This window comes from Pseudomonas sp. JAI111, from assembly GCF_024809425.1.
GTDB lineage: Bacteria > Pseudomonadota > Gammaproteobacteria > Pseudomonadales > Pseudomonadaceae > Aquipseudomonas.
The window spans coordinates 224634-243479 of sequence record NZ_JANUCB010000006.1 but is presented as its reverse complement, the minus strand read 5'-3'; the positions used below and the strand labels follow the sequence as shown (position 1 = coordinate 243479).

Sequence of the window (18846 nt, the reverse complement as noted above, 5' to 3'; positions counted from 1 at the left end):
CTGCTGCGGCAACCAAATCCAAAGTTTCGGGAGAGTGAACATGGGCAAAATTATCGGTATCGACCTGGGGACTACCAACTCCTGCGTCTCCGTGCTGGAAAACGGCGTAGCCAAAGTTATTGAAAACGCTGAAGGCGCGCGTACCACGCCGTCGATCATTGCGTACGCCAACGATGGCGAAATCCTCGTGGGCCAGTCGGCCAAGCGTCAGGCTGTGACCAATCCGCACAACACCCTGTATGCGGTGAAGCGTCTGATCGGTCGTAAGTTCGACGAAGAAGTCGTACAGAAAGACATCAAGATGGTCCCGTACAAAATCGCCAAGGCCGATAACGGTGACGCCTGGGTTGAAGTGAACGGCCAGAAAATGTCGCCGCCGCAAATCTCGGCTGAAATTCTGAAGAAAATGAAGAAGACCGCCGAAGACTACCTCGGCGAGCCAGTGACCGAAGCGGTGATCACCGTTCCGGCCTACTTCAACGACAGCCAGCGTCAAGCTACCAAAGACGCCGGCCGCATCGCGGGCCTGGACGTAAAACGTATCATCAACGAACCAACCGCAGCTGCTCTGGCTTACGGTATGGACAAGGCGAAAGGCGATCACACCGTGATCGTTTACGACTTGGGCGGCGGTACTTTCGACGTTTCCGTGATCGAAATCGCTGAAGTCGATGGCGAGCACCAGTTTGAAGTTTTGGCCACCAACGGCGATACGTTCCTGGGCGGTGAAGACTTTGACATTCGTCTGATCGACTACCTCGTTGACGAATTCAAGAAAGAAAGCGGCATGAACCTCAAAGGTGACCCGCTGGCCATGCAGCGCCTGAAAGAAGCCGCTGAAAAAGCCAAGATCGAACTGTCCTCGAGCATGTCGACCGACGTGAACCTGCCGTACATCACTGCAGACGCCACCGGTCCTAAGCACTTGAACGTGAAAATCTCCCGCGCCAAGCTTGAAGCGCTGGTAGAAGACCTGGTTCAACGCACCATCGAACCTTGCCGTATCGCTCTGAAAGACTCCGGTATCGACGTTGGCGCCATCAACGACGTGATCCTGGTAGGCGGTCAGACCCGTATGCCACTGGTTCAGAAGCTGGTGACCGAATTCTTCGGTAAAGATGCACGTAAAGACGTGAACCCGGATGAAGCTGTTGCCATGGGTGCTGCTATCCAGGGCGCGGTATTGGCCGGCGACGTGAAAGACGTTCTACTGCTCGATGTCAGCCCGCTGACCCTGGGTATCGAAACCATGGGTGGCGTGATGACCGCGCTGATCGAGAAAAACACCACGATTCCTACCAAGAAATCGCAAGTGTTCTCGACTGCCGATGACAACCAGGGCGCTGTGACCATTCACGTGCTGCAAGGCGAGCGTAAGCAAGCCGCTCAGAACAAGTCCCTGGGCAAGTTCGACCTGGCCGAGATTCCACCAGCGCCACGCGGTGTGCCACAAATTGAAGTGACCTTCGACATCGATGCCAACGGCATCCTGCACGTAGGCGCCAAAGACAAGGCTACCGGCAAGACCCAGTCGATCGTGATCAAAGCCAACTCCGGTCTGTCCGAGGAAGAAATTCAGCAAATGATTCGCGACGCTGAAGCCAACGTCGATGCGGATCGTCAGTTCGAAGAGCTGGCAACTGCTCGCAACCAGGGTGATGCGCTGGTTCACTCGACACGCAAAATGGTCGCTGACGCTGGCGATAAAGTGAGCGCTGAAGAGAAGACTGCAATCGAAGCGGCAGTGGTTGCCCTGGAAGCCGCCATCAAAGGCGACGACAAGGCTGCCATCGACGCCAAGGTTGAAGAACTGTCGAAAGTCTCCGCTCCAGTGGCGCAGAAGATGTATGCCGAACAGGCTCAGCCTGCTGAAGGCGCTGCACCGCACGACGAAAAAGCTCAAAAAGCCGACGACGTCGTTGATGCTGAGTTCGAAGAAGTAAAAGACCACAAGTAAGTTGTTGGTCGCCCGGTTGACTGCCTTCTGGCGGTGACTGGTAGGATGTCGCCGCGCGGGAGCTTGCTCCCGCGTTGGCGTGTCTGGAGTTAGCGAATTTTTACAGCATGCGACAACGTTCGGATGCTGGCGGTAGGGTTGGGAATGCTCCTGCTTCTCGAGCCGAAAGTGCCGCATTGAATCAAAGACCAGGATCGTTGAATTGACGTGAGTTGGGTCCGGGCCTGTATTGGGGCTCAACGAGTTTGGCGAGGCTCAGGAGAGGTTTGCCGAACGTCCTTAAGAGTGCAAAGACTTATGGCAAAGCGTGACTATTACGAAGTATTGGGTGTTGAGCGTGGCTCAAGCGAAGCAGACCTGAAAAAGGCCTACCGCCGCCTGGCAATGAAGCACCACCCGGACCGTAATCCCGATGACAAAGCGTCGGAAGATATGTTCAAAGAGGCCAACGAGGCCTATGAGGTGCTGTCCGATTCGAGCAAGCGCGCGGCATACGACCAATACGGTCATGCCGGCGTCGACCCAAGCATGGGTGGCGGCGGTGCCGGCTTTGGCGGTCAGAACTTCTCCGACATCTTTGGCGATGTCTTCAGTGACTTCTTCGGTGGCGGTCGTGGCGGTGCTCGTGGCGGCGCCCAGCGCGGCAGCGACTTGCGCTACACCCTGGAGCTGAACCTGGAAGAGGCGGTGCGCGGCACGACCGTCAATATCCGCGTTCCGACACTGGTCAACTGCAAACCGTGCGATGGCTCGGGCGCCAAGAAAGGCTCCTCGCCTGTCACTTGCCCGACCTGCGGCGGCATTGGTCAGGTGCGCATGCAGCAAGGCTTCTTCTCGGTGCAGCAAACCTGTCCGCGTTGCCACGGCCAAGGCAAGATCATTTCCGATCCGTGCAGTTCGTGCAACGGCGAAGGCCGTGTTGAAGAATACAAAACCCTTTCGGTGAAAGTGCCGGCGGGCGTCGATACCGGTGATCGCATTCGTCTGTCCGGCGAAGGCGAGGCGGGTGCGCAGGGCGGCCCGACTGGCGACCTGTACGTGGTGATCAATGTGCGCGAGCACGCGATCTTCCAGCGTGATGGCAAGCACCTGTTCTGCGAAGTGCCGATCAGCTTTGTCGATGCGGCATTGGGCGGCGAGCTGGAAATTCCGACCCTTGATGGTCGCGTCAAACTGAAAATCCCTGAGGGGACTCAGACTGGCAAGCAGTTCCGTGTTCGCGGCAAAGGCGTTGCGCCGGTGCGTGGCGGCGGTGCCGGTGACTTGATGTGTCGTGTGGCGGTCGAAACCCCGGTCAATCTGGGGCGTCGTCAGCGCGAGTTGCTGGAAGAGTTCCGCAGTTCGCTGGCGGACGACAATAGCCATTCGCCGAAAACCACCGGTTGGTTTGAAGGCGTGAAGCGCTTCTTCGGCGATTTGTAAGGAGTGAGCATGCGACGTATTGCTGTGATGGGTGCGGCTGGCCGCATGGGCAAGATTCTGGTCGAGGCGGTGCAGCAACGGGCACCGCTGACCGGTCTGACGGCAGCCATCGTGCGCCCTGGCAGCGCGCTGATTGGCGTGGACGCCGGTGAGCTGGCCTCATTGGGGCGTATCGGCGTGCCGCTGTCCGGTCATGTGGAATCCGTGGCTGAAGAATTCGATGTGTTGATCGACTTCACGCTCCCGGAAGTCATGCTGAAAAACCTGGCGTTCTGCCGCAAGGCAGGCAAAGCCATGGTGATCGGCACGACCGGTCTGGACGCTGCGCAAAAGCAGTTGCTGGTCGACGCGGGCAAGGATATTCCGATCGTCTTCGCGGCCAATTTCAGCGTCGGTGTAAACCTGTCGCTGAAGCTGCTCGACATGGCTGCTCGCGTGTTGGGCGATGATGCGGACATTGAAATCATCGAGGCCCATCACCGGCACAAGATCGATGCGCCATCAGGCACTGCCCTGCGCATGGGTGAAGTGATTGCCAGCGCGCTGGATCGTGATCTGCAGAAGGTCGCGGTCTACGGGCGTGAAGGCCACACCGGTGCGCGTGAGCGCGAGACCATCGGTTTTGCCACGGTGCGCGGCGGTGATGTGGTTGGCGATCATACGGTGCTGTTTGCCTGTGAAGGCGAGCGCCTCGAGATCACCCACAAGGCATCCAGTCGCATGACCTTCGCCAAGGGCGCGGTGCGTGCTGCGTTGTGGCTGGACGGTCGTGAGCCGGGTCTTTATGACATGCAAGACGTGCTCGACCTGCGTTAAGATGCGCCCGAAATCGGGTTCAAACCCAGCGTTTGAGCCCGGTTTTATTCCGCCAAGCGACGTCCTGTCGCATTCTCCGGCCTTTAAGGCTCATTGGCGGTAGACCAAAAAAGCCTTTTTCTGTAAGCTACAGCTTTAGTGTGTCCACTAAAAGCGCGCAGAATTATTCGGTGAAGAAGCGGGGTGACGTGTCCATACGTCACTCCGCTTTTTTACAACCTGCGATCGCCCTTTCAGGCTTTATTTACGGGAGGTCTTCTTGACTAAGCCAGCCATACTCGCCCTTGCTGATGGCAGCATTTTTCGCGGCGAAGCCATTGGAGCCGACGGTCAAACCGTTGGTGAGGTGGTGTTCAACACCGCCATGACCGGCTATCAGGAAATCCTTACCGATCCTTCCTACGCCCAACAAATCGTTACCCTGACTTACCCGCACATCGGCAACACCGGCACCACGCCGGAAGATGCCGAGTCCGACCGCGTCTGGTCTGCTGGCCTGGTCATCCGTGACCTGCCACTGGTTGCGAGCAACTGGCGTAACACGATGTCCCTGTCCGACTACCTGAAAGCCAACAACGTTGTGGCAATCGCCGGTATCGACACCCGCCGCCTGACGCGCATCCTGCGTGAGAAAGGCGCGCAGGACGGCTGCATCATGGCCGGTGACAACATCTCCGAAGAAGCCGCCATCGCCGCAGCTCAGGGCTTCCCTGGCCTGAAGGGCATGGACCTGGCGAAAGTCGTCAGCACCAAAGAGAAATACGAGTGGCGCTCGACTGTCTGGGACCTGAAGACCGACAGCCACGCGACCATCGAAGCCTCCGAGCTGCCGTACCACGTGGTTGCCTACGACTACGGCGTCAAGCTGAACATCCTGCGCATGCTGGTCGAGCGCGGTTGCCGCGTGACCGTAGTGCCGGCTCAGACGCCAGCCGCCGACGTTCTGGCGATGAAGCCGGACGGCGTGTTCCTGTCCAACGGTCCTGGTGATCCGGAGCCTTGCGACTACGCGATCCAGGCGATCAAGGATGTGCTGGAAACCGAGATTCCGGTGTTCGGCATCTGCCTCGGTCACCAACTGCTGGCTCTGGCCTCCGGCGCCAAGACCCTGAAAATGGGTCACGGCCACCACGGTGCCAACCACCCGGTCCAGGACCTGGACACCGGCGTCGTGATGATCACCAGCCAGAACCACGGTTTTGCGGTAGACGAAACGACCCTGCCAGCCAACGTTCGCGCGATCCACAAATCGCTGTTCGACGGCACCCTGCAAGGTATCGAGCGTACCGACAAGAGCGCTTTCAGCTTCCAGGGTCACCCTGAAGCCAGCCCTGGCCCGAACGACGTAGCACCACTGTTTGATCGCTTCATCAACGAAATGGCCAAGCGACGCTAATCGCTCGCCTTGATGAGCAAAGCTTGAGGGGCGGTCCCGAGAACCGGTGGCCCCCCTCAAGGCTTCAAAGATTGAACAAGACGGCTTGCCGACTGACCTGCGGATTTGAGTGACAAACCCATGCCAAAACGTACAGACATTAAAAGCATCCTGATTCTCGGCGCTGGCCCGATCGTGATCGGCCAGGCTTGCGAATTCGACTACTCCGGCGCCCAGGCCTGTAAAGCCCTGCGCGAGGAGGGTTACCGCGTCATCCTGGTGAACTCCAACCCGGCGACCATCATGACCGACCCGGACATGGCTGACGCCACGTACATCGAGCCGATCAAATGGCAGACCGTTGCCAAGATCATCGAGAAAGAGCGTCCGGACGCGCTGCTGCCAACCATGGGCGGCCAGACCGCACTGAACTGCGCACTGGACCTGGAGCGCGAAGGCGTTCTGGAGAAGTTCGGCGTAGAGATGATCGGCGCCAACGCTGACACCATCGACAAGGCTGAAGACCGTTCGCGCTTCGACAAGGCGATGAAATCCATCGGCCTGGACTGCCCGCGTTCGGGTATCGCCCACAGCATGGAAGAGGCCAACGCGGTCCTCGAGAAGCTCGGCTTCCCGTGCATCATCCGTCCGTCCTTCACCATGGGCGGCACCGGTGGCGGTATCGCTTACAACCGTGAAGAGTTCGAAGAAATCTGCGCCCGTGGTCTCGACTTGTCGCCGACCAAAGAGCTGCTGATCGACGAATCCCTGATCGGCTGGAAAGAATACGAGATGGAGGTTGTCCGCGATAAGAAGGACAACTGCATCATCGTCTGCTCCATCGAAAACTTTGACCCGATGGGCGTGCACACTGGTGACTCGATCACTGTTGCGCCAGCGCAGACCCTGACGGACAAGGAATACCAGATCATGCGTAACGCCTCCCTGGCGGTACTGCGTGAAATCGGCGTGGAAACCGGCGGCTCCAACGTCCAGTTCGGCATCTGCCCGGACACTGGCCGTATGGTAGTCATCGAGATGAACCCGCGGGTATCCCGTTCCTCAGCGCTGGCCTCGAAAGCCACCGGTTTCCCGATTGCGCGTATCGCTGCCAAGCTGGCGATCGGCTACACCCTGGACGAATTGCAAAACGAAATCACCGGCGGCGCTACTCCTGCGTCCTTCGAGCCGTCGATCGACTACGTCGTGACCAAGCTGCCACGTTTCGCCTTTGAAAAATTCCCGAAAGCCGACGCACGCCTGACCACTCAAATGAAGTCGGTTGGTGAAGTCATGGCCATCGGCCGGACCTTCCAGGAATCCTTGCAGAAAGCCCTGCGCGGTCTGGAAGTGGGTGTTTGCGGTCTGGACGAGAAGCTCGACCTGAGCAACCCGGAAAGCATGAGCATCCTCAAGCGCGAACTGACCGTGCCGGGTGCCGAGCGTATCTGGTACGTGGCTGACGCCTTCCGCGCCGGCCTGTCCGTCGAAGACATCTTCGGCATGAACATGATCGACCCGTGGTTCCTGGTGCAGATCGAAGATCTGATCAAGGAAGAAGAGAAGGTCAAGACCCTGGGTCTGGCCAGCATCGACCGCGACTTGATGTTCCGCCTCAAGCGCAAAGGCTTCTCCGACATGCGTCTGGCCAAGCTGCTGGGCGTGACCGAGAAGGCCCTGCGTCGCCACCGTCACAAGCTGGAAATCTTCCCGGTCTACAAGCGCGTTGACACTTGCGCGGCCGAGTTCGCTACCGACACCGCCTACATGTACTCGACTTACGAGGAAGAGTGCGAAGCAGCGCCGTCGGGCCGCGACAAGATCATGATCCTCGGCGGCGGTCCTAACCGTATTGGCCAGGGTATCGAGTTCGACTATTGCTGCGTACACGCGGCATTGGCTCTGCGCGAAGACGGTTACGAGACCATCATGGTCAACTGCAACCCGGAAACCGTTTCCACCGACTACGACACCTCCGATCGCCTGTACTTCGAACCAGTGACCCTGGAAGACGTGCTGGAAATCTGCCGGGTAGAGAAGCCTAAAGGCGTGATCGTTCAGTACGGCGGCCAAACCCCGCTGAAACTGGCGCGTGCCTTGGAAGAAGCCGGCGTACCGATCATCGGCACCAGCCCTGACGCCATCGACCGTGCCGAAGACCGTGAGCGCTTCCAGCAGATGGTTGAGCGTCTGAACCTGCGTCAGCCGCCAAACGCCACCGTGCGCAGCGAAGACGAAGCAATTCGTGCCGCCGCCAAGATCGGTTACCCGCTGGTGGTTCGTCCGTCCTATGTTCTGGGCGGTCGCGCAATGGAAATCGTCTACGAAGAAGAAGAACTCAAGCGCTACCTGCGTGATGCGGTGAAAGTGTCCAACGACAGCCCGGTGCTGCTCGACCACTTCCTCAACTGCGCCATCGAAATGGACGTGGACGCGGTCTGCGACGGCACCGACGTGGTGATCGGCGCGATCATGCAGCACATCGAGCAAGCCGGCGTTCACTCTGGTGACTCCGCGTGCTCCCTGCCGCCGTACTCGCTGCCTGCCCACATCCAGGACGAGATGCGCGAACAGGTCAAGAAAATGGCCCTGGAGCTGGGCGTGGTCGGCCTGATGAACGTACAGTTGGCGCTGCAAGGCGAAGACATCTACGTCATCGAAGTCAACCCGCGCGCTTCCCGTACCGTGCCGTTCGTCTCCAAGTGCATCGGTGTTTCCCTGGCGATGATCGCGGCACGCGTCATGGCCGGTAAAACCCTGAAGGAAATCGGCTTCACCAAAGAAATCATCCCGAACTTCTACAGCGTGAAAGAGGCAGTGTTTCCATTTGCCAAATTCCCTGGTGTGGACCCGATCCTGGGCCCAGAGATGAAGTCCACCGGTGAAGTGATGGGCGTGGGCGACACCTTCGGTGAGGCGTTTGCCAAAGCTCAAATGGGCGCCAGCGAAGTGCTGCCGACCGGCGGTACCGCGTTCATCAGCGTGCGTGACGACGATAAGCCGCTGGTTGCAGGCGTGGCCCGTGATCTGATCAACTTGGGCTTCGAAGTGGTCGCCACTGCTGGGACTGCCAAGCTGATCGAAGCCGCAGGCCTGAAAGTGCGTCGTGTGAACAAGGTGACCGAAGGTCGTCCGCACGTGGTGGACATGATCAAGAATGACGAAGTCACCTTGATCATCAACACTACCGAAGGCCGTCAGTCGATCGCTGATTCGTACTCCATTCGTCGTAATGCCTTGCAGCACAAGATTTATTGCACCACTACCATTGCTGCTGGCGAAGCTATCTGCGAAGCGCTGAAGTTCGGTCCCGAGAAGACTGTGCGCCGCTTGCAGGATCTACACGCAGGGTTGAAGGCATGAGCATAACCAAGTACCCAATGACCGTTCAGGGCGCCAAAGCCCTGGAAGAAGAGCACGCTCACCTGACCAAGGTCGTCCGTCCGAAGCTTAGCCAGGACATCGGTACGGCCCGCGAGTTGGGTGACTTGAAGGAAAACGCCGAATACCATGCTGCCCGCGAGCAGCAGGGTATGGTCGAGGCGCGGATCCGTGATATCGAAGGTCGCATGCAGAACGCAGTGATCATTGATGTCACGACCATTCCTCACACCGGCAAGGTGATTTTCGGCACCACCGTAGAAATCGCCAATGTCGAGACTGATGAAAGCGTCACTTACCACATCGTGGGTGAGGATGAGGCTGACTTCAAACTGGGCAAGATTTCGGTAGGTTCGCCATTGGCCCGCGCCTTGATTGCCAAGGAAGAGGGTGATGTGGTTGCCGTGAAAACGCCTGGTGGCGTTATCGAGTACGAGATTGTCGAAGTCCGCCACATCTGAACGCAGGCGCCCGCTCCGTGCGGGCGCAATGCTTTGGCAACTGGCTCAGATGTTGTGGGTCGGTGGCCTGTGGCTGTTACACATCGGTATGCTGCCGGTGCTGGGTCAGATTGGCCTGGCACCGCTGCTGATCGACGAAATTGCAGGCATGCTGAATGCGCTGGTGGTGGAATTCGCCGCAGCGTGCTTGGTTTTTCAGGCTTTGGTGCTGGTTCAGGCCGAGGGCCTTGTCAGTCTATGGTGCGATATTCGCGGGCAACTGCTGCTGATGGCGCTGTTTGCATGTGCGATGTTCGTCGCAGCTCATATTGGCTGGCCGGACGCCATGCGCTGGCAGGTGTTCAGCTATCTTGCTCTGGGTTTTTCCGGGCTGGTACTGGTGTTACAACCGGTGCCTGGATGGAGTGGCAGGGTGCGCGAAGCACACCCTTGACCCTTGCCATCATTTGAAACGATGGACGTTCGACAGCTGCTTGTTGACGCTGAAGTTCTTGCGGTAAATCAGTGCCATCTTGCCAATGACCTGAACCAGATCCGCTTTGCCGACCTTGCAGAGTTCTGCAATGGACGCCAGGCGCGATTCGCGATCGAGGATGTTGAGCTTGATTTTGATCAGCTCGTGATCCGCCAGCGCGCGTTCAAGTTCGGCTAACACACCTTCAGTCAAACCGTTGTCAGCCACAATCAAAACTGGTTTCAGATGGTGGCCAATGGATTTGTACTGTTTCTTCTGCTCTTGAGTGAGCGGCATAATCTGACCCCTGCGTCTGATCTTGTAAAAAGCGGCGGCCAGTTTACCCGAGCGAGTCCGGGACCGCCCAGTTAATCACGACCCGTTTTATTTTCGAGGTGGCCCGTGGCCCGTTCCAAGACAAGCCTTAAGTGGTTGCAAAGACATGTCAATGATCCCTATGTGAAGCAGGCGCAGAAGGATGGCTACCGCTCGCGTGCGAGTTACAAGCTTCTGGAGGTCCAGGAGAAATACAAGCTGATCCGTCCCGGCATGACCGTTGTCGACCTGGGCGCAGCGCCTGGGGGGTGGTCGCAGGTGACTAGCCGTCTGATCGGTGGTGAGGGGCGTCTGATCGCCTCGGACATTCTGGAAATGGACAGCATTCCAGACGTGACTTTCATCCAGGGTGACTTCACCGAGGACAAAGTGCTCGCGCAGATCCTTGAAGCCGTCGGTAATTCGCAGGTGGACCTTGTGATTTCCGATATGGCCCCCAATATGAGTGGTACGCCTGAAGTGGATATGCCAAAAGCCATGTTTCTTTGCGAGCTGGCGCTTGATTTGGCAGAACGGATACTCAAGCCGGGTGGTAATTTCGTGATCAAGATTTTTCAGGGCGAAGGATTTGATGTGTACCTGAAGGATGCTCGTCGGAAATTCGACAAGATCCAGATGATCAAGCCAGACTCTTCTCGTGGCAGTTCCCGCGAGCAATACATGCTGGCCTGGGGTTACCGCGGGCGTAGTGAGTAAAACGAGGTTTTTTGGCGGGGCGATAGGTTTTTCGTATTTCGCCTCGTGAGCTTTAACGAATATTGTGTAGAAAGTGTTTCACAAAGGGTTACAGACGGCGCCTGCCAGAGCCGTAGGTAATGTAGTAAGTTAGGCCGGTGAATATCATGCGAAGCACGCGCCATTAGCGGAGCTTGCTTCAGAGGGTAGTTAATTGAACGATATGGCAAAGAATCTGATCCTGTGGTTGATCATCGCGGCTGTCCTGGTGACGGTGATGAACAACTTCTCCAGCCCTAACGAGCCGCAGACCCTCAACTATTCCGACTTCATCCAGCAGGTCAAGGATGGCAAGGTCGAGCGCGTAGCCGTTGACGGCTATGTGATTACCGGTAAACGCAACGACGGCGACAGCTTCAAGACCATTCGTCCTGCTATCCAGGACAATGGCCTGATCGGCGACCTCGTGGATAACCACGTCGTGGTCGAAGGCAAGCAGCCTGAGCAGCAAAGCATCTGGACTCAACTCCTGGTCGCGAGCTTCCCGATCCTGGTGATCATCGCCGTCTTCATGTTCTTCATGAGGCAGATGCAGGGCGGTGCCGGTGGCAAGGGCGGACCGATGAGCTTCGGCAAGAGCAAGGCACGCCTGCTCTCCGAGGATCAGGTGAAAACCACCTTGGCTGACGTCGCCGGTTGCGACGAAGCCAAGGAAGAAGTCGGCGAGCTGGTTGAATTCCTGCGTGATCCGGGCAAGTTCCAGCGTCTGGGCGGCCGCATTCCGCGCGGTGTTCTGATGGTTGGCCCTCCAGGTACGGGTAAGACCCTGCTCGCCAAGGCGATTGCCGGCGAGGCCAAGGTGCCTTTCTTCACCATCTCCGGTTCCGATTTCGTCGAAATGTTCGTCGGTGTGGGTGCCAGCCGTGTTCGCGACATGTTCGAACAAGCCAAGAAGCACGCGCCGTGCATCATCTTCATCGATGAAATCGACGCCGTTGGTCGCCATCGTGGTGCCGGCATGGGTGGTGGTCACGACGAACGCGAGCAGACTCTCAACCAGTTGCTGGTAGAGATGGACGGCTTTGAAATGAATGACGGCATCATCGTCATCGCCGCAACCAACCGTCCGGACGTACTGGACCCTGCGTTGCTGCGTCCGGGTCGTTTCGACCGTCAGGTCGTGGTCGGTCTGCCGGATATTCGTGGTCGCGAGCAGATTCTCAAGGTTCACATGCGCAAAGTGCCAATGGGTGACGACGTCGCTCCGGCCGTGATTGCTCGTGGTACGCCTGGCTTCTCCGGTGCCGACCTGGCTAACCTGGTGAACGAGGCATCGTTGTTCGCTGCCCGTACCGGCAAGCGCATCGTTGAAATGAAAGAGTTCGAGCTGGCCAAGGACAAGATCATGATGGGCGCCGAGCGCAAATCCATGGTCATGTCCGAGAAAGAAAAACAGAACACCGCCTATCACGAAGCAGGCCATGCCATTGTGGGCCGTGTCGTACCTGAGCACGATCCGGTTTACAAGGTCTCGATCATCCCGCGCGGTCGTGCGCTGGGTGTGACGATGTTTCTGCCGGAAGAAGATCGCTACAGCCTGTCCAAACGAGCGCTGATCAGCCAGATCTGCTCGCTGTACGGTGGCCGTATCGCTGAAGAAATGACCTTGGGCTTCGACGGTGTGACCACCGGCGCGTCCAACGACATCATGCGAGCCAGCCAGATTGCCCGGAACATGGTCACCAAGTGGGGCCTGTCGGAAAAACTCGGTCCATTGATGTACGCCGAAGAAGAGGGCGAAGTGTTCCTCGGTCGCGGCGGCGGTGGTCAGAGTGCAAGCTTCTCCGGTGAGACGGCCAAGCTGATCGACTCCGAAGTGCGCAGCATCATTGACCAGTGCTACGGCACGGCCAAGCAAATCCTTACGGACAACCGCGACAAGCTCGACGCGATGGCCGATGCCCTGATGAAGTACGAAACGATCGATGCCGATCAAATCGACGACATCATGGCTGGTCGTACACCGCGCGAACCTCGTGACTGGTCGGGTGGAACCGGTACTTCCGGCACGCCTCCGGCAGTGCAGGATCCGCGTCCGGAAACACCGATCGGCGGCCCGGCTGCTGACGTATAAGGTTTGAAATGACTTCTGTTCAGTCCTCGACCCGGTTGCCTTGCGGCAACCGGGTTCTTGATTTGGCCCAGACGCATGTCATGGGCATTCTCAATGTCACCCCCGATTCCTTTTCCGATGGCGGCCGATACAGTCAGCTCGATACGGCCCTGCGCCATGCCGAAGCGATGGTGGCGGCCGGCGCGACGTTGATTGACGTCGGTGGCGAATCGACACGGCCTGGTGCAAGGGCTGTTTCGCCGCTTGAAGAGCTGGAGCGCGTAGCGCCTGTCGTTGAGCGCATCAGCCGTGAACTGGACGTGATTATTTCGGTCGATACGTCCACGCCTGCGGTCATGCGCGAAACGGCGCGGCTGGGAGCGGGCTTGATCAATGACGTGCGGTCGCTGCGTAGAGACGGCGCCCTGGATGCTGCCGCCGCCACCGGGCTGCCTGTCTGTCTGATGCATATGCTCGGTGAGCCTGGCGACATGCAGAACGATCCGCACTACCTTGATGTCACCCGGGAGGTCGGCGAGTTTCTCGCTGAGCGTATGGCCCAGTGCGCGGCGGTGGGCATTCCGGCCGAGCGGATTATTCTTGATCCGGGCTTCGGGTTCGCGAAAACATTGCAGCACAATCTAAGCTTGTTCAAACATATGGAAGCCCTGCATGCCTTGGGGCGGCCCCTGTTGGTCGGGGTTTCGCGAAAGAGCATGATAGGCCTGGCCTTGAATCGCCCGGTTGGAGAGCGCCTGTTTGGTGGTCTGGCGCTCGCGGCGCTGGCTTCGGCCAAGGGTGCGCGTATATTGCGCGTCCATGATGTAGCCGAAACAGTGGACGTGGTCCGGATGATCGCCGCAGTGGAATCAGCCGAATAAGAATGATGGAGCACTTATGAGCAAAAAATATTTTGGCACCGACGGTATCCGTGGTCGGGTCGGCGAATACCCGATTACTCCTGACTTCATGCTCAAGCTCGGCTGGGCTGCGGGCATGGCGTTTCGCAAGATGGGCGCCTGCAAGGTGCTGGTCGGCAAGGACACCCGGATTTCCGGTTACATGTTTGAGTCCGCGCTCGAAGCCGGTCTGACATCGGCTGGTGCTGATGTGATGTTGCTGGGCCCGATGCCGACTCCGGCAATCGCGTACCTGACACGTACCTTCCATGCGGAAGCCGGCATCGTGATCAGTGCCTCGCACAATCCTCATGATGACAACGGTATCAAGTTCTTCTCTGGCAAAGGCACCAAGCTGCCGGATGAAGTCGAGTTGATGATCGAAGAGTTGCTCGATACCCCGATGACCGTGGTTGAGTCGAGCAAGATCGGTAAAGTGTCGCGAATCAACGATGCCTCTGGTCGCTACATCGAATTCTGCAAAAGCAGCGTTCCGACCGGCACCAGCTTCGCTGGCCTGAAAATCGTCGTCGACTGCGCCCACGGTGCGACCTACAAGGTTGCACCAAGTGTGTTCCGTGAGTTGGGTGCCGAAGTCGTTGTGCTATCCGCTCAGCCTAACGGCCTGAACATCAATGAAAATTGCGGCTCGACCCATATGGGCCAATTACAGGCTGCCGTATTGGCCGAGCATGCTGATCTGGGTATCGCCTTCGACGGCGACGGTGATCGTGTCCTGATGGTCGATCACACGGGTGCCGTTGTTGACGGTGATGAGTTGCTGTACATCATCGCCCGCGATCTGCATGAGCGTGACAAGCTGCAAGGCGGCGTGGTCGGTACGTTGATGAGTAACCTGGGGCTGGAGCTTGCCCTGGCTGACCTGTCGATTCCTTTTGTGCGCGCCAACGTCGGCGACCGCTATGTAATCGCTGACTTGCTGGAGCGTAACTGGCTGGTCGGCGGTGAGAACTCGGGTCATATCGTCTGCTTCAATCACACCACGACGGGTGATGCGATCATCGCTGCATTGCAGGTGCTGATGGCGCTTAAGTCTCGTTCGGAAGGTCTTGCTCAGTCTCGTCAGGCGTTGCGCAAGTGCCCTCAGGTGCTGATCAATGTCCGGTTCGGCGGGGGCGCGAGCCCGCTCGATCATCCCGCGGTCAAGGAGGCCAGTGATCGTGTTACCCAGGCGATGGCGGGTCGCGGGCGTGTGCTGTTGCGCAAGTCCGGGACGGAGCCGTTGGTGCGGGTGATGGTCGAAGGCGAGGACGAAACACAGGTTCGTGGTTACGCCGAAGAGCTGGCAAAACTGGTTACTGAAGTTTCTGCCTGAATTCGGCTTGCCAGCCATGATTGTGTTGGGTAACATCTGCGCCCACTTTGACCGACGAGGTACAGCATGCGTCGCCCTATGGTAGCTGGTAACTGGAAGATGCACGGTACCCGCGCCAGCGTCGCTGAGCTGATCAATGGCCTTCGTCATCTGGCCTTGCCGAGCGGTGTTGATGTAGCGGTATTCCCGCCTTGCTTGCATATCAATCAAGTGATTGATGGTTTGAAGGGACAGTCGATTTTGGTCGGCGCGCAGAACTCTGCGGTGGAATCCATGCAAGGTGCGTTGACCGGTGAAATTGCGCCGAGTCAGTTGGTAGATGCAGGGTGTTCCCTGGTACTTGTCGGGCATTCCGAGCGCCGCCAGATTATGGGCGAGCAGGACGGCATGCTGAATCGCAAGTTCGCAGCGGCACAGGCATGTGGCTTGATTCCGGTGTTGTGCATAGGGGAAACCCTTGAGCAGCGTGAAGCCGGGAAAACTCTTGAGGTTGTCGGGCGTCAGCTTGGCAGTATCATAGAGGAGCTGGGTGTCGGTGCCTTTGCCAATGCAGTAATTGCTTACGAGCCGGTCTGGGCCATTGGCACCGGGCTGACTGCTTCGCCGCAACAGGCGCAGGATGTGCATGCAGCCATTCGCGCTCAGTTGGCGGCAGAGAATTCTGAAATCGCACAAGGTGTGCGGCTTCTATACGGCGGCAGCGTGAAGGCGGCCAATGCGGTCGAACTGTTCGGCATGCCGGATATCGATGGGGGGCTCATTGGTGGAGCTTCCCTGAATGCAGATGAGTTCGGTGCGATTTGTCGCGCCGCGGGAAACTGAAAAAATGCTGGAAACAGTCGTAGTCGTTTTTCATCTGCTGGGTGCATTGGGCGTAGTTGCTCTGGTATTGCTGCAGCAGGGTAAAGGTGCGGATGCTGGCGCGTCTTTCGGAGCAGGTGCTTCAAATACTGTGTTCGGAAGCCAAGGTTCCTCTACCTTTCTTAGTAAATTTACTGCTATACTTGCCGCCGGTTTCTTCATAACCAGCTTAGGGTTAGGTTACTTTGCTAAAGAGAAAGCTCACCAGCTGACTCAAGTAGGTTTGCCAAACCCAGCAGTGTTGGAAGTTCCTAAGCAGCAACAACCGGCTTCTGATGATGTCCCGGTGCTTCAAGAGCAAAAGTCGGCTACTCCAGCGACTGACGTACCTCCAGCTCAAGAGCAGAAGTAAGAAGGGTTTCAAACGTAGTATTGCCGAGGTGGTGGAATTGGTAGACACGCAACCTTGAGGTGGTTGTGCCCATAGGGTGTAGGGGTTCGAGTCCCCTTCTCGGTACCAATTATCAGGAGAGCCCGCTGTTGCGGGCTTTCTTGTAGGTGGAAGGTTACATTGACCCTGTCAGGGATCGGTCGTATACTTCCGCCCCAGCTTTGTCGCGGGGTGGAGCAGTCTGGTAGCTCGTCGGGCTCATAACCCGAAGGTCGTCGGTTCAAATCCGGCCCCCGCAACCAGTTTAAGGAGCCCCTTTTAAGGGGCTTTTTGTTAGCTGGACACTTTCTACGCCGCTGTTCGACGGCGTTTCAAGGATGGGCGTTTCGCCCATTTTTTTATTTTGCATAGCATGCACATACATGCACGAGGGGGTTCAGGTGTCGAGCAAGCTAGAAGAGTTGCAGGCCTTGCTGGCCCCGGTGGTCGTGGCCCTAGGCTATGAATGCTGGGGTATTGAGTTTTCGGCTCAAGGTCGCCACTCAATGTTGCGCGTTTATATTGATAAGGAAGGCGGCGTGCTGGTGGACGATTGTGCCATCGTCAGCCGTCAGATCAGCGGTGTCCTGGATGTTGAAGATCCAATCGCCGTTGAATACACCCTTGAAGTTTCCTCGCCTGGCATGGAACGCCCGCTGTTCACTATTGAGCAGTTTGCAAAATTTGCCGGTGAACAAGTGAAGATCAAGCTGCGCTCGCCCTTTGAAGGACGACGCAACTTTCAGGGCCTTCTGCGCGGTGTAGAAGAGCAGGACGTCGTGGTGCAGGTAGAAGACCATGAGTTCCTGTTGCCGATCGATATGATCGACAAGGCCAACATTATTCCCAGTTTTGACTGAGACGCGGATCCCGCGGATCCAATGGCTTGCGAAAGGCGAGGCGTACGATGAGCAAAGAAGTACTGCTGGTTGTTGAGTCGGTATCCAATGAAAAGGGCGTACCGGCAAACGTAATTTTTGAAGCGCTGGAGCTGGCTCTGGCCACTGCTACCAAAAAGCGTTTTGAGGACGAAGTCGATCTGCGTGTGGAAATCAATCGCCACACCGGCGCTTACGAGACTTTCCGTCGCTGGACGGTCGTCGAAGAAGCCGACCTGGACGATCCGGCCATCGAAACCTGGCCGAGCAAGGTTGCCGAAACGCATCCTGGCGCCAAGGTTGGTGATGTAGTCGAAGAAAAAATCGAATCCATCGAGTTCGGCCGCATCGCTGCACAGACTGCCAAGCAAGTCATCGTGCAGAAAGTGCGCGAAGCCGAGCGCGCTCAAGTCGTTGATGCCTATCGCGAGCGCCTGGGGGAAATCATCTCCGGCACCGTGAAAAAAGTCACCCGCGACAACGTGATCGTCGACCTGGGCAACAACGCTGAAGCGTTGCTGGCTCGTGAAGACATCATCTCTCGCGAAACTTTCCGGGTTGGCGTGCGTTTGCGTGCGCTGCTCAAGGAAATCCGCACCGAGAACCGCGGCCCGCAGCTGATCCTGTCGCGTACCGCGCCGGAAATGCTGATCGAGTTGTTCCGCATCGAAGTGCCGGAAATTGCTGAAGGCCTGATCGAAGTAATGGCTGCGTCCCGTGATCCGGGTTCGCGCGCCAAGATCGCGGTCCGCTCCAAGGACAAACGCATTGACCCGCAAGGCGCTTGCATCGGTATGCGCGGTTCGCGCGTCCAGGCAGTGTCGGGTGAGTTGGGCGGTGAGCGTGTGGACATCGTCCTGTGGGATGACAACCCGGCTCAGTTTGTGATCAATGCAATGTCGCCGGCTGAAGTGGCGGCAATTATCGTTGACGAAGATGCCCATGCAATGGACATCGCCGTTGGCGCAGACAATCTGGCTCAGGCCATCGGTCGTGGTGGTCAGAACGTGCGTCTGGCTAGCCAGCTGACTGGCTGGACCCTGAACGTGATGACCGAATCGGACATCCAGGCTAAGCAGCAAGCAGAAACCGGCGACATCCTGCGCAATTTCATTGACGAGCTGGAAGTCGATGAAGACCTGGCACAGGTGCTGGTAGATGAAGGCTTCACCAGCCTGGAAGAGATTGCCTACGTACCGTTGGAAGAAATGCTCAACATCGACGGCTTTGACGAAGAAACCGTCAACGAGCTTCGCGCTCGCGCCAAGGATCGTTTGTTGACCAAAGCCATCGCTACTGAGGAAAAGCTGGCAGACGCCCATCCGGCCGAAGACCTGCTCTCGCTTGAGGGTATGGACAAGGATTTGGCGATGGAACTGGCGGTGCGCGGCGTAATTACCCGCGAAGACCTGGCCGAGCAGTCTATTGACGATCTGCTCGACATCGACGGCATTGACGAAGATCGTGCCGGCAAGTTGATCATGGCCGCCCGAGCCCACTGGTTCGAGTAAT

16 protein-coding genes and 2 tRNA genes are annotated in these 18846 nt (G+C 57.7%); 17 read left to right on the top strand and 1 reads right to left on the bottom strand.

Going from position 1 to position 18846, the window contains the following annotated elements; genetic code table 11:
- The first annotated feature begins 40 nt into the window (after positions 1–40).
- The 7 genes from dnaK to HNR03_RS20215 all read left to right on the top strand — a co-directional run bounded on the left by dnaK (position 41) and on the right by HNR03_RS20215 (position 9845).
- The gene (dnaK, locus tag HNR03_RS20245) at positions 41–1957 is read left to right on the top strand and encodes a molecular chaperone DnaK (RefSeq protein WP_222589734.1); all 1917 of its coding nucleotides are present in this window, start codon (positions 41–43) and stop codon (positions 1955–1957) included.
- A gap of 297 nt (positions 1958–2254) precedes the next feature.
- Complete coding sequence (dnaJ, locus tag HNR03_RS20240; protein WP_222589735.1) at positions 2255–3379, top strand: molecular chaperone DnaJ; 1125 nt, start codon at positions 2255–2257, stop codon at positions 3377–3379.
- 9 nt (positions 3380–3388) lie between these two features.
- Positions 3389–4195: a 4-hydroxy-tetrahydrodipicolinate reductase gene (dapB, locus tag HNR03_RS20235; protein WP_259155434.1), complete on the top strand. Its 807-nt coding sequence runs from the start codon at positions 3389–3391 to the stop codon at positions 4193–4195.
- 259 nt (positions 4196–4454) lie between these two features.
- On the top strand, positions 4455–5591 hold the full coding sequence (carA, locus tag HNR03_RS20230) for a glutamine-hydrolyzing carbamoyl-phosphate synthase small subunit (RefSeq protein WP_222589736.1): 1137 nt from the start codon (positions 4455–4457) through the stop codon (positions 5589–5591).
- Between the two features lie 120 nt (positions 5592–5711).
- Positions 5712–8933: a carbamoyl-phosphate synthase large subunit gene (carB, locus tag HNR03_RS20225; RefSeq protein WP_090175657.1), complete on the top strand. Its 3222-nt coding sequence runs from the start codon at positions 5712–5714 to the stop codon at positions 8931–8933.
- 2 nt (positions 8934–8935) lie between these two features.
- Positions 8936–9412: a transcription elongation factor GreA gene (gene greA / locus HNR03_RS20220; protein ID WP_033058235.1), complete on the top strand. Its 477-nt coding sequence runs from the start codon at positions 8936–8938 to the stop codon at positions 9410–9412.
- A gap of 28 nt (positions 9413–9440) precedes the next feature.
- Positions 9441–9845, top strand: a complete 405-nt coding sequence (locus tag HNR03_RS20215; RefSeq protein ID WP_259155433.1) for an MFS transporter — start codon at positions 9441–9443, stop codon at positions 9843–9845.
- 9 nt (positions 9846–9854) lie between these two features.
- On the opposite strand, the gene HNR03_RS20210 is transcribed toward HNR03_RS20215, so the two are convergent.
- On the bottom strand, positions 9855–10163 hold the full coding sequence (locus HNR03_RS20210; protein WP_007942889.1) for a YhbY family RNA-binding protein: 309 nt from the start codon (positions 10161–10163) through the stop codon (positions 9855–9857).
- A 105-nt stretch (positions 10164–10268) separates the two neighbouring features.
- Between HNR03_RS20210 and rlmE the strand changes: the two genes are divergently transcribed.
- The 10 genes from rlmE to nusA all read left to right on the top strand — a co-directional run bounded on the left by rlmE (position 10269) and on the right by nusA (position 18845).
- Positions 10269–10898 carry a 23S rRNA (uridine(2552)-2'-O)-methyltransferase RlmE gene (gene rlmE, locus HNR03_RS20205; RefSeq protein WP_208670033.1) on the top strand — a complete coding sequence of 210 codons (630 nt, stop codon included), beginning with the start codon at positions 10269–10271 and terminating at the stop codon, positions 10896–10898.
- 202 nt (positions 10899–11100) lie between these two features.
- A complete protein-coding gene (gene ftsH, locus HNR03_RS20200; protein ID WP_017336469.1) occupies positions 11101–13011 on the top strand; it encodes an ATP-dependent zinc metalloprotease FtsH in 1911 nt (636 codons plus the stop codon).
- An 8-nt stretch (positions 13012–13019) separates the two neighbouring features.
- On the top strand, positions 13020–13871 hold the full coding sequence (folP, locus tag HNR03_RS20195) for a dihydropteroate synthase (RefSeq protein ID WP_222589737.1): 852 nt from the start codon (positions 13020–13022) through the stop codon (positions 13869–13871).
- 16 nt (positions 13872–13887) lie between these two features.
- Positions 13888–15225: a phosphoglucosamine mutase gene (gene glmM, locus HNR03_RS20190; protein WP_222589738.1), complete on the top strand. Its 1338-nt coding sequence runs from the start codon at positions 13888–13890 to the stop codon at positions 15223–15225.
- Between the two features lie 66 nt (positions 15226–15291).
- Positions 15292–16047 carry a triose-phosphate isomerase gene (tpiA, locus tag HNR03_RS20185; protein WP_222589739.1) on the top strand — a complete coding sequence of 252 codons (756 nt, stop codon included), beginning with the start codon at positions 15292–15294 and terminating at the stop codon, positions 16045–16047.
- A gap of 4 nt (positions 16048–16051) precedes the next feature.
- Entirely contained in the window at positions 16052–16438 is a 387-nt protein-coding gene (gene secG / locus HNR03_RS20180) for a preprotein translocase subunit SecG (RefSeq protein ID WP_090175639.1), read from the top strand.
- A 22-nt stretch (positions 16439–16460) separates the two neighbouring features.
- A tRNA-Leu gene (locus HNR03_RS20175) sits at positions 16461–16546 on the top strand.
- Between the two features lie 96 nt (positions 16547–16642).
- Positions 16643–16719: transfer RNA gene (locus HNR03_RS20170), tRNA-Met, on the top strand.
- Positions 16720–16857: 138 nt separating this feature from the next.
- The gene (gene rimP, locus HNR03_RS20165; protein WP_010463487.1) at positions 16858–17316 is read left to right on the top strand and encodes a ribosome maturation factor RimP; all 459 of its coding nucleotides are present in this window, start codon (positions 16858–16860) and stop codon (positions 17314–17316) included.
- A gap of 47 nt (positions 17317–17363) precedes the next feature.
- Positions 17364–18845 carry a transcription termination factor NusA gene (nusA, locus tag HNR03_RS20160; protein WP_222589740.1) on the top strand — a complete coding sequence of 494 codons (1482 nt, stop codon included), beginning with the start codon at positions 17364–17366 and terminating at the stop codon, positions 18843–18845.
- Position 18846: the final 1 nt, after the last annotated feature.

Excerpts from the sequence above, each read along its gene's own strand:
- glmM (WP_222589738.1), top strand. The coding sequence starts at position 13,888 with ATGAGCAAAAAATATTTTGGCACCGACGGTATCCGTGGTCGGGTCGGC.
- folP (WP_222589737.1), top strand. The coding sequence starts at position 13,020 with ATGACTTCTGTTCAGTCCTCGACCCGGTTGCCTTGCGGCAACCGGGTT.
- secG (WP_090175639.1), top strand. The coding sequence starts at position 16,052 with ATGCTGGAAACAGTCGTAGTCGTTTTTCATCTGCTGGGTGCATTGGGC.
- HNR03_RS20210 (WP_007942889.1), bottom strand. The coding sequence starts at position 10,163 with ATGCCGCTCACTCAAGAGCAGAAGAAACAGTACAAATCCATTGGCCAC.
- carB (WP_090175657.1), top strand. The coding sequence starts at position 5,712 with ATGCCAAAACGTACAGACATTAAAAGCATCCTGATTCTCGGCGCTGGC.
- ftsH (WP_017336469.1), top strand. The coding sequence starts at position 11,101 with ATGGCAAAGAATCTGATCCTGTGGTTGATCATCGCGGCTGTCCTGGTG.
- nusA (WP_222589740.1), top strand. The coding sequence starts at position 17,364 with ATGAGCAAAGAAGTACTGCTGGTTGTTGAGTCGGTATCCAATGAAAAG.
- dnaJ (WP_222589735.1), top strand. The coding sequence starts at position 2,255 with ATGGCAAAGCGTGACTATTACGAAGTATTGGGTGTTGAGCGTGGCTCA.
- tpiA (WP_222589739.1), top strand. The coding sequence starts at position 15,292 with ATGCGTCGCCCTATGGTAGCTGGTAACTGGAAGATGCACGGTACCCGC.
- dapB (WP_259155434.1), top strand. The coding sequence starts at position 3,389 with ATGCGACGTATTGCTGTGATGGGTGCGGCTGGCCGCATGGGCAAGATT.
- HNR03_RS20215 (WP_259155433.1), top strand. The coding sequence starts at position 9,441 with ATGCTTTGGCAACTGGCTCAGATGTTGTGGGTCGGTGGCCTGTGGCTG.
- dnaK (WP_222589734.1), top strand. The coding sequence starts at position 41 with ATGGGCAAAATTATCGGTATCGACCTGGGGACTACCAACTCCTGCGTC.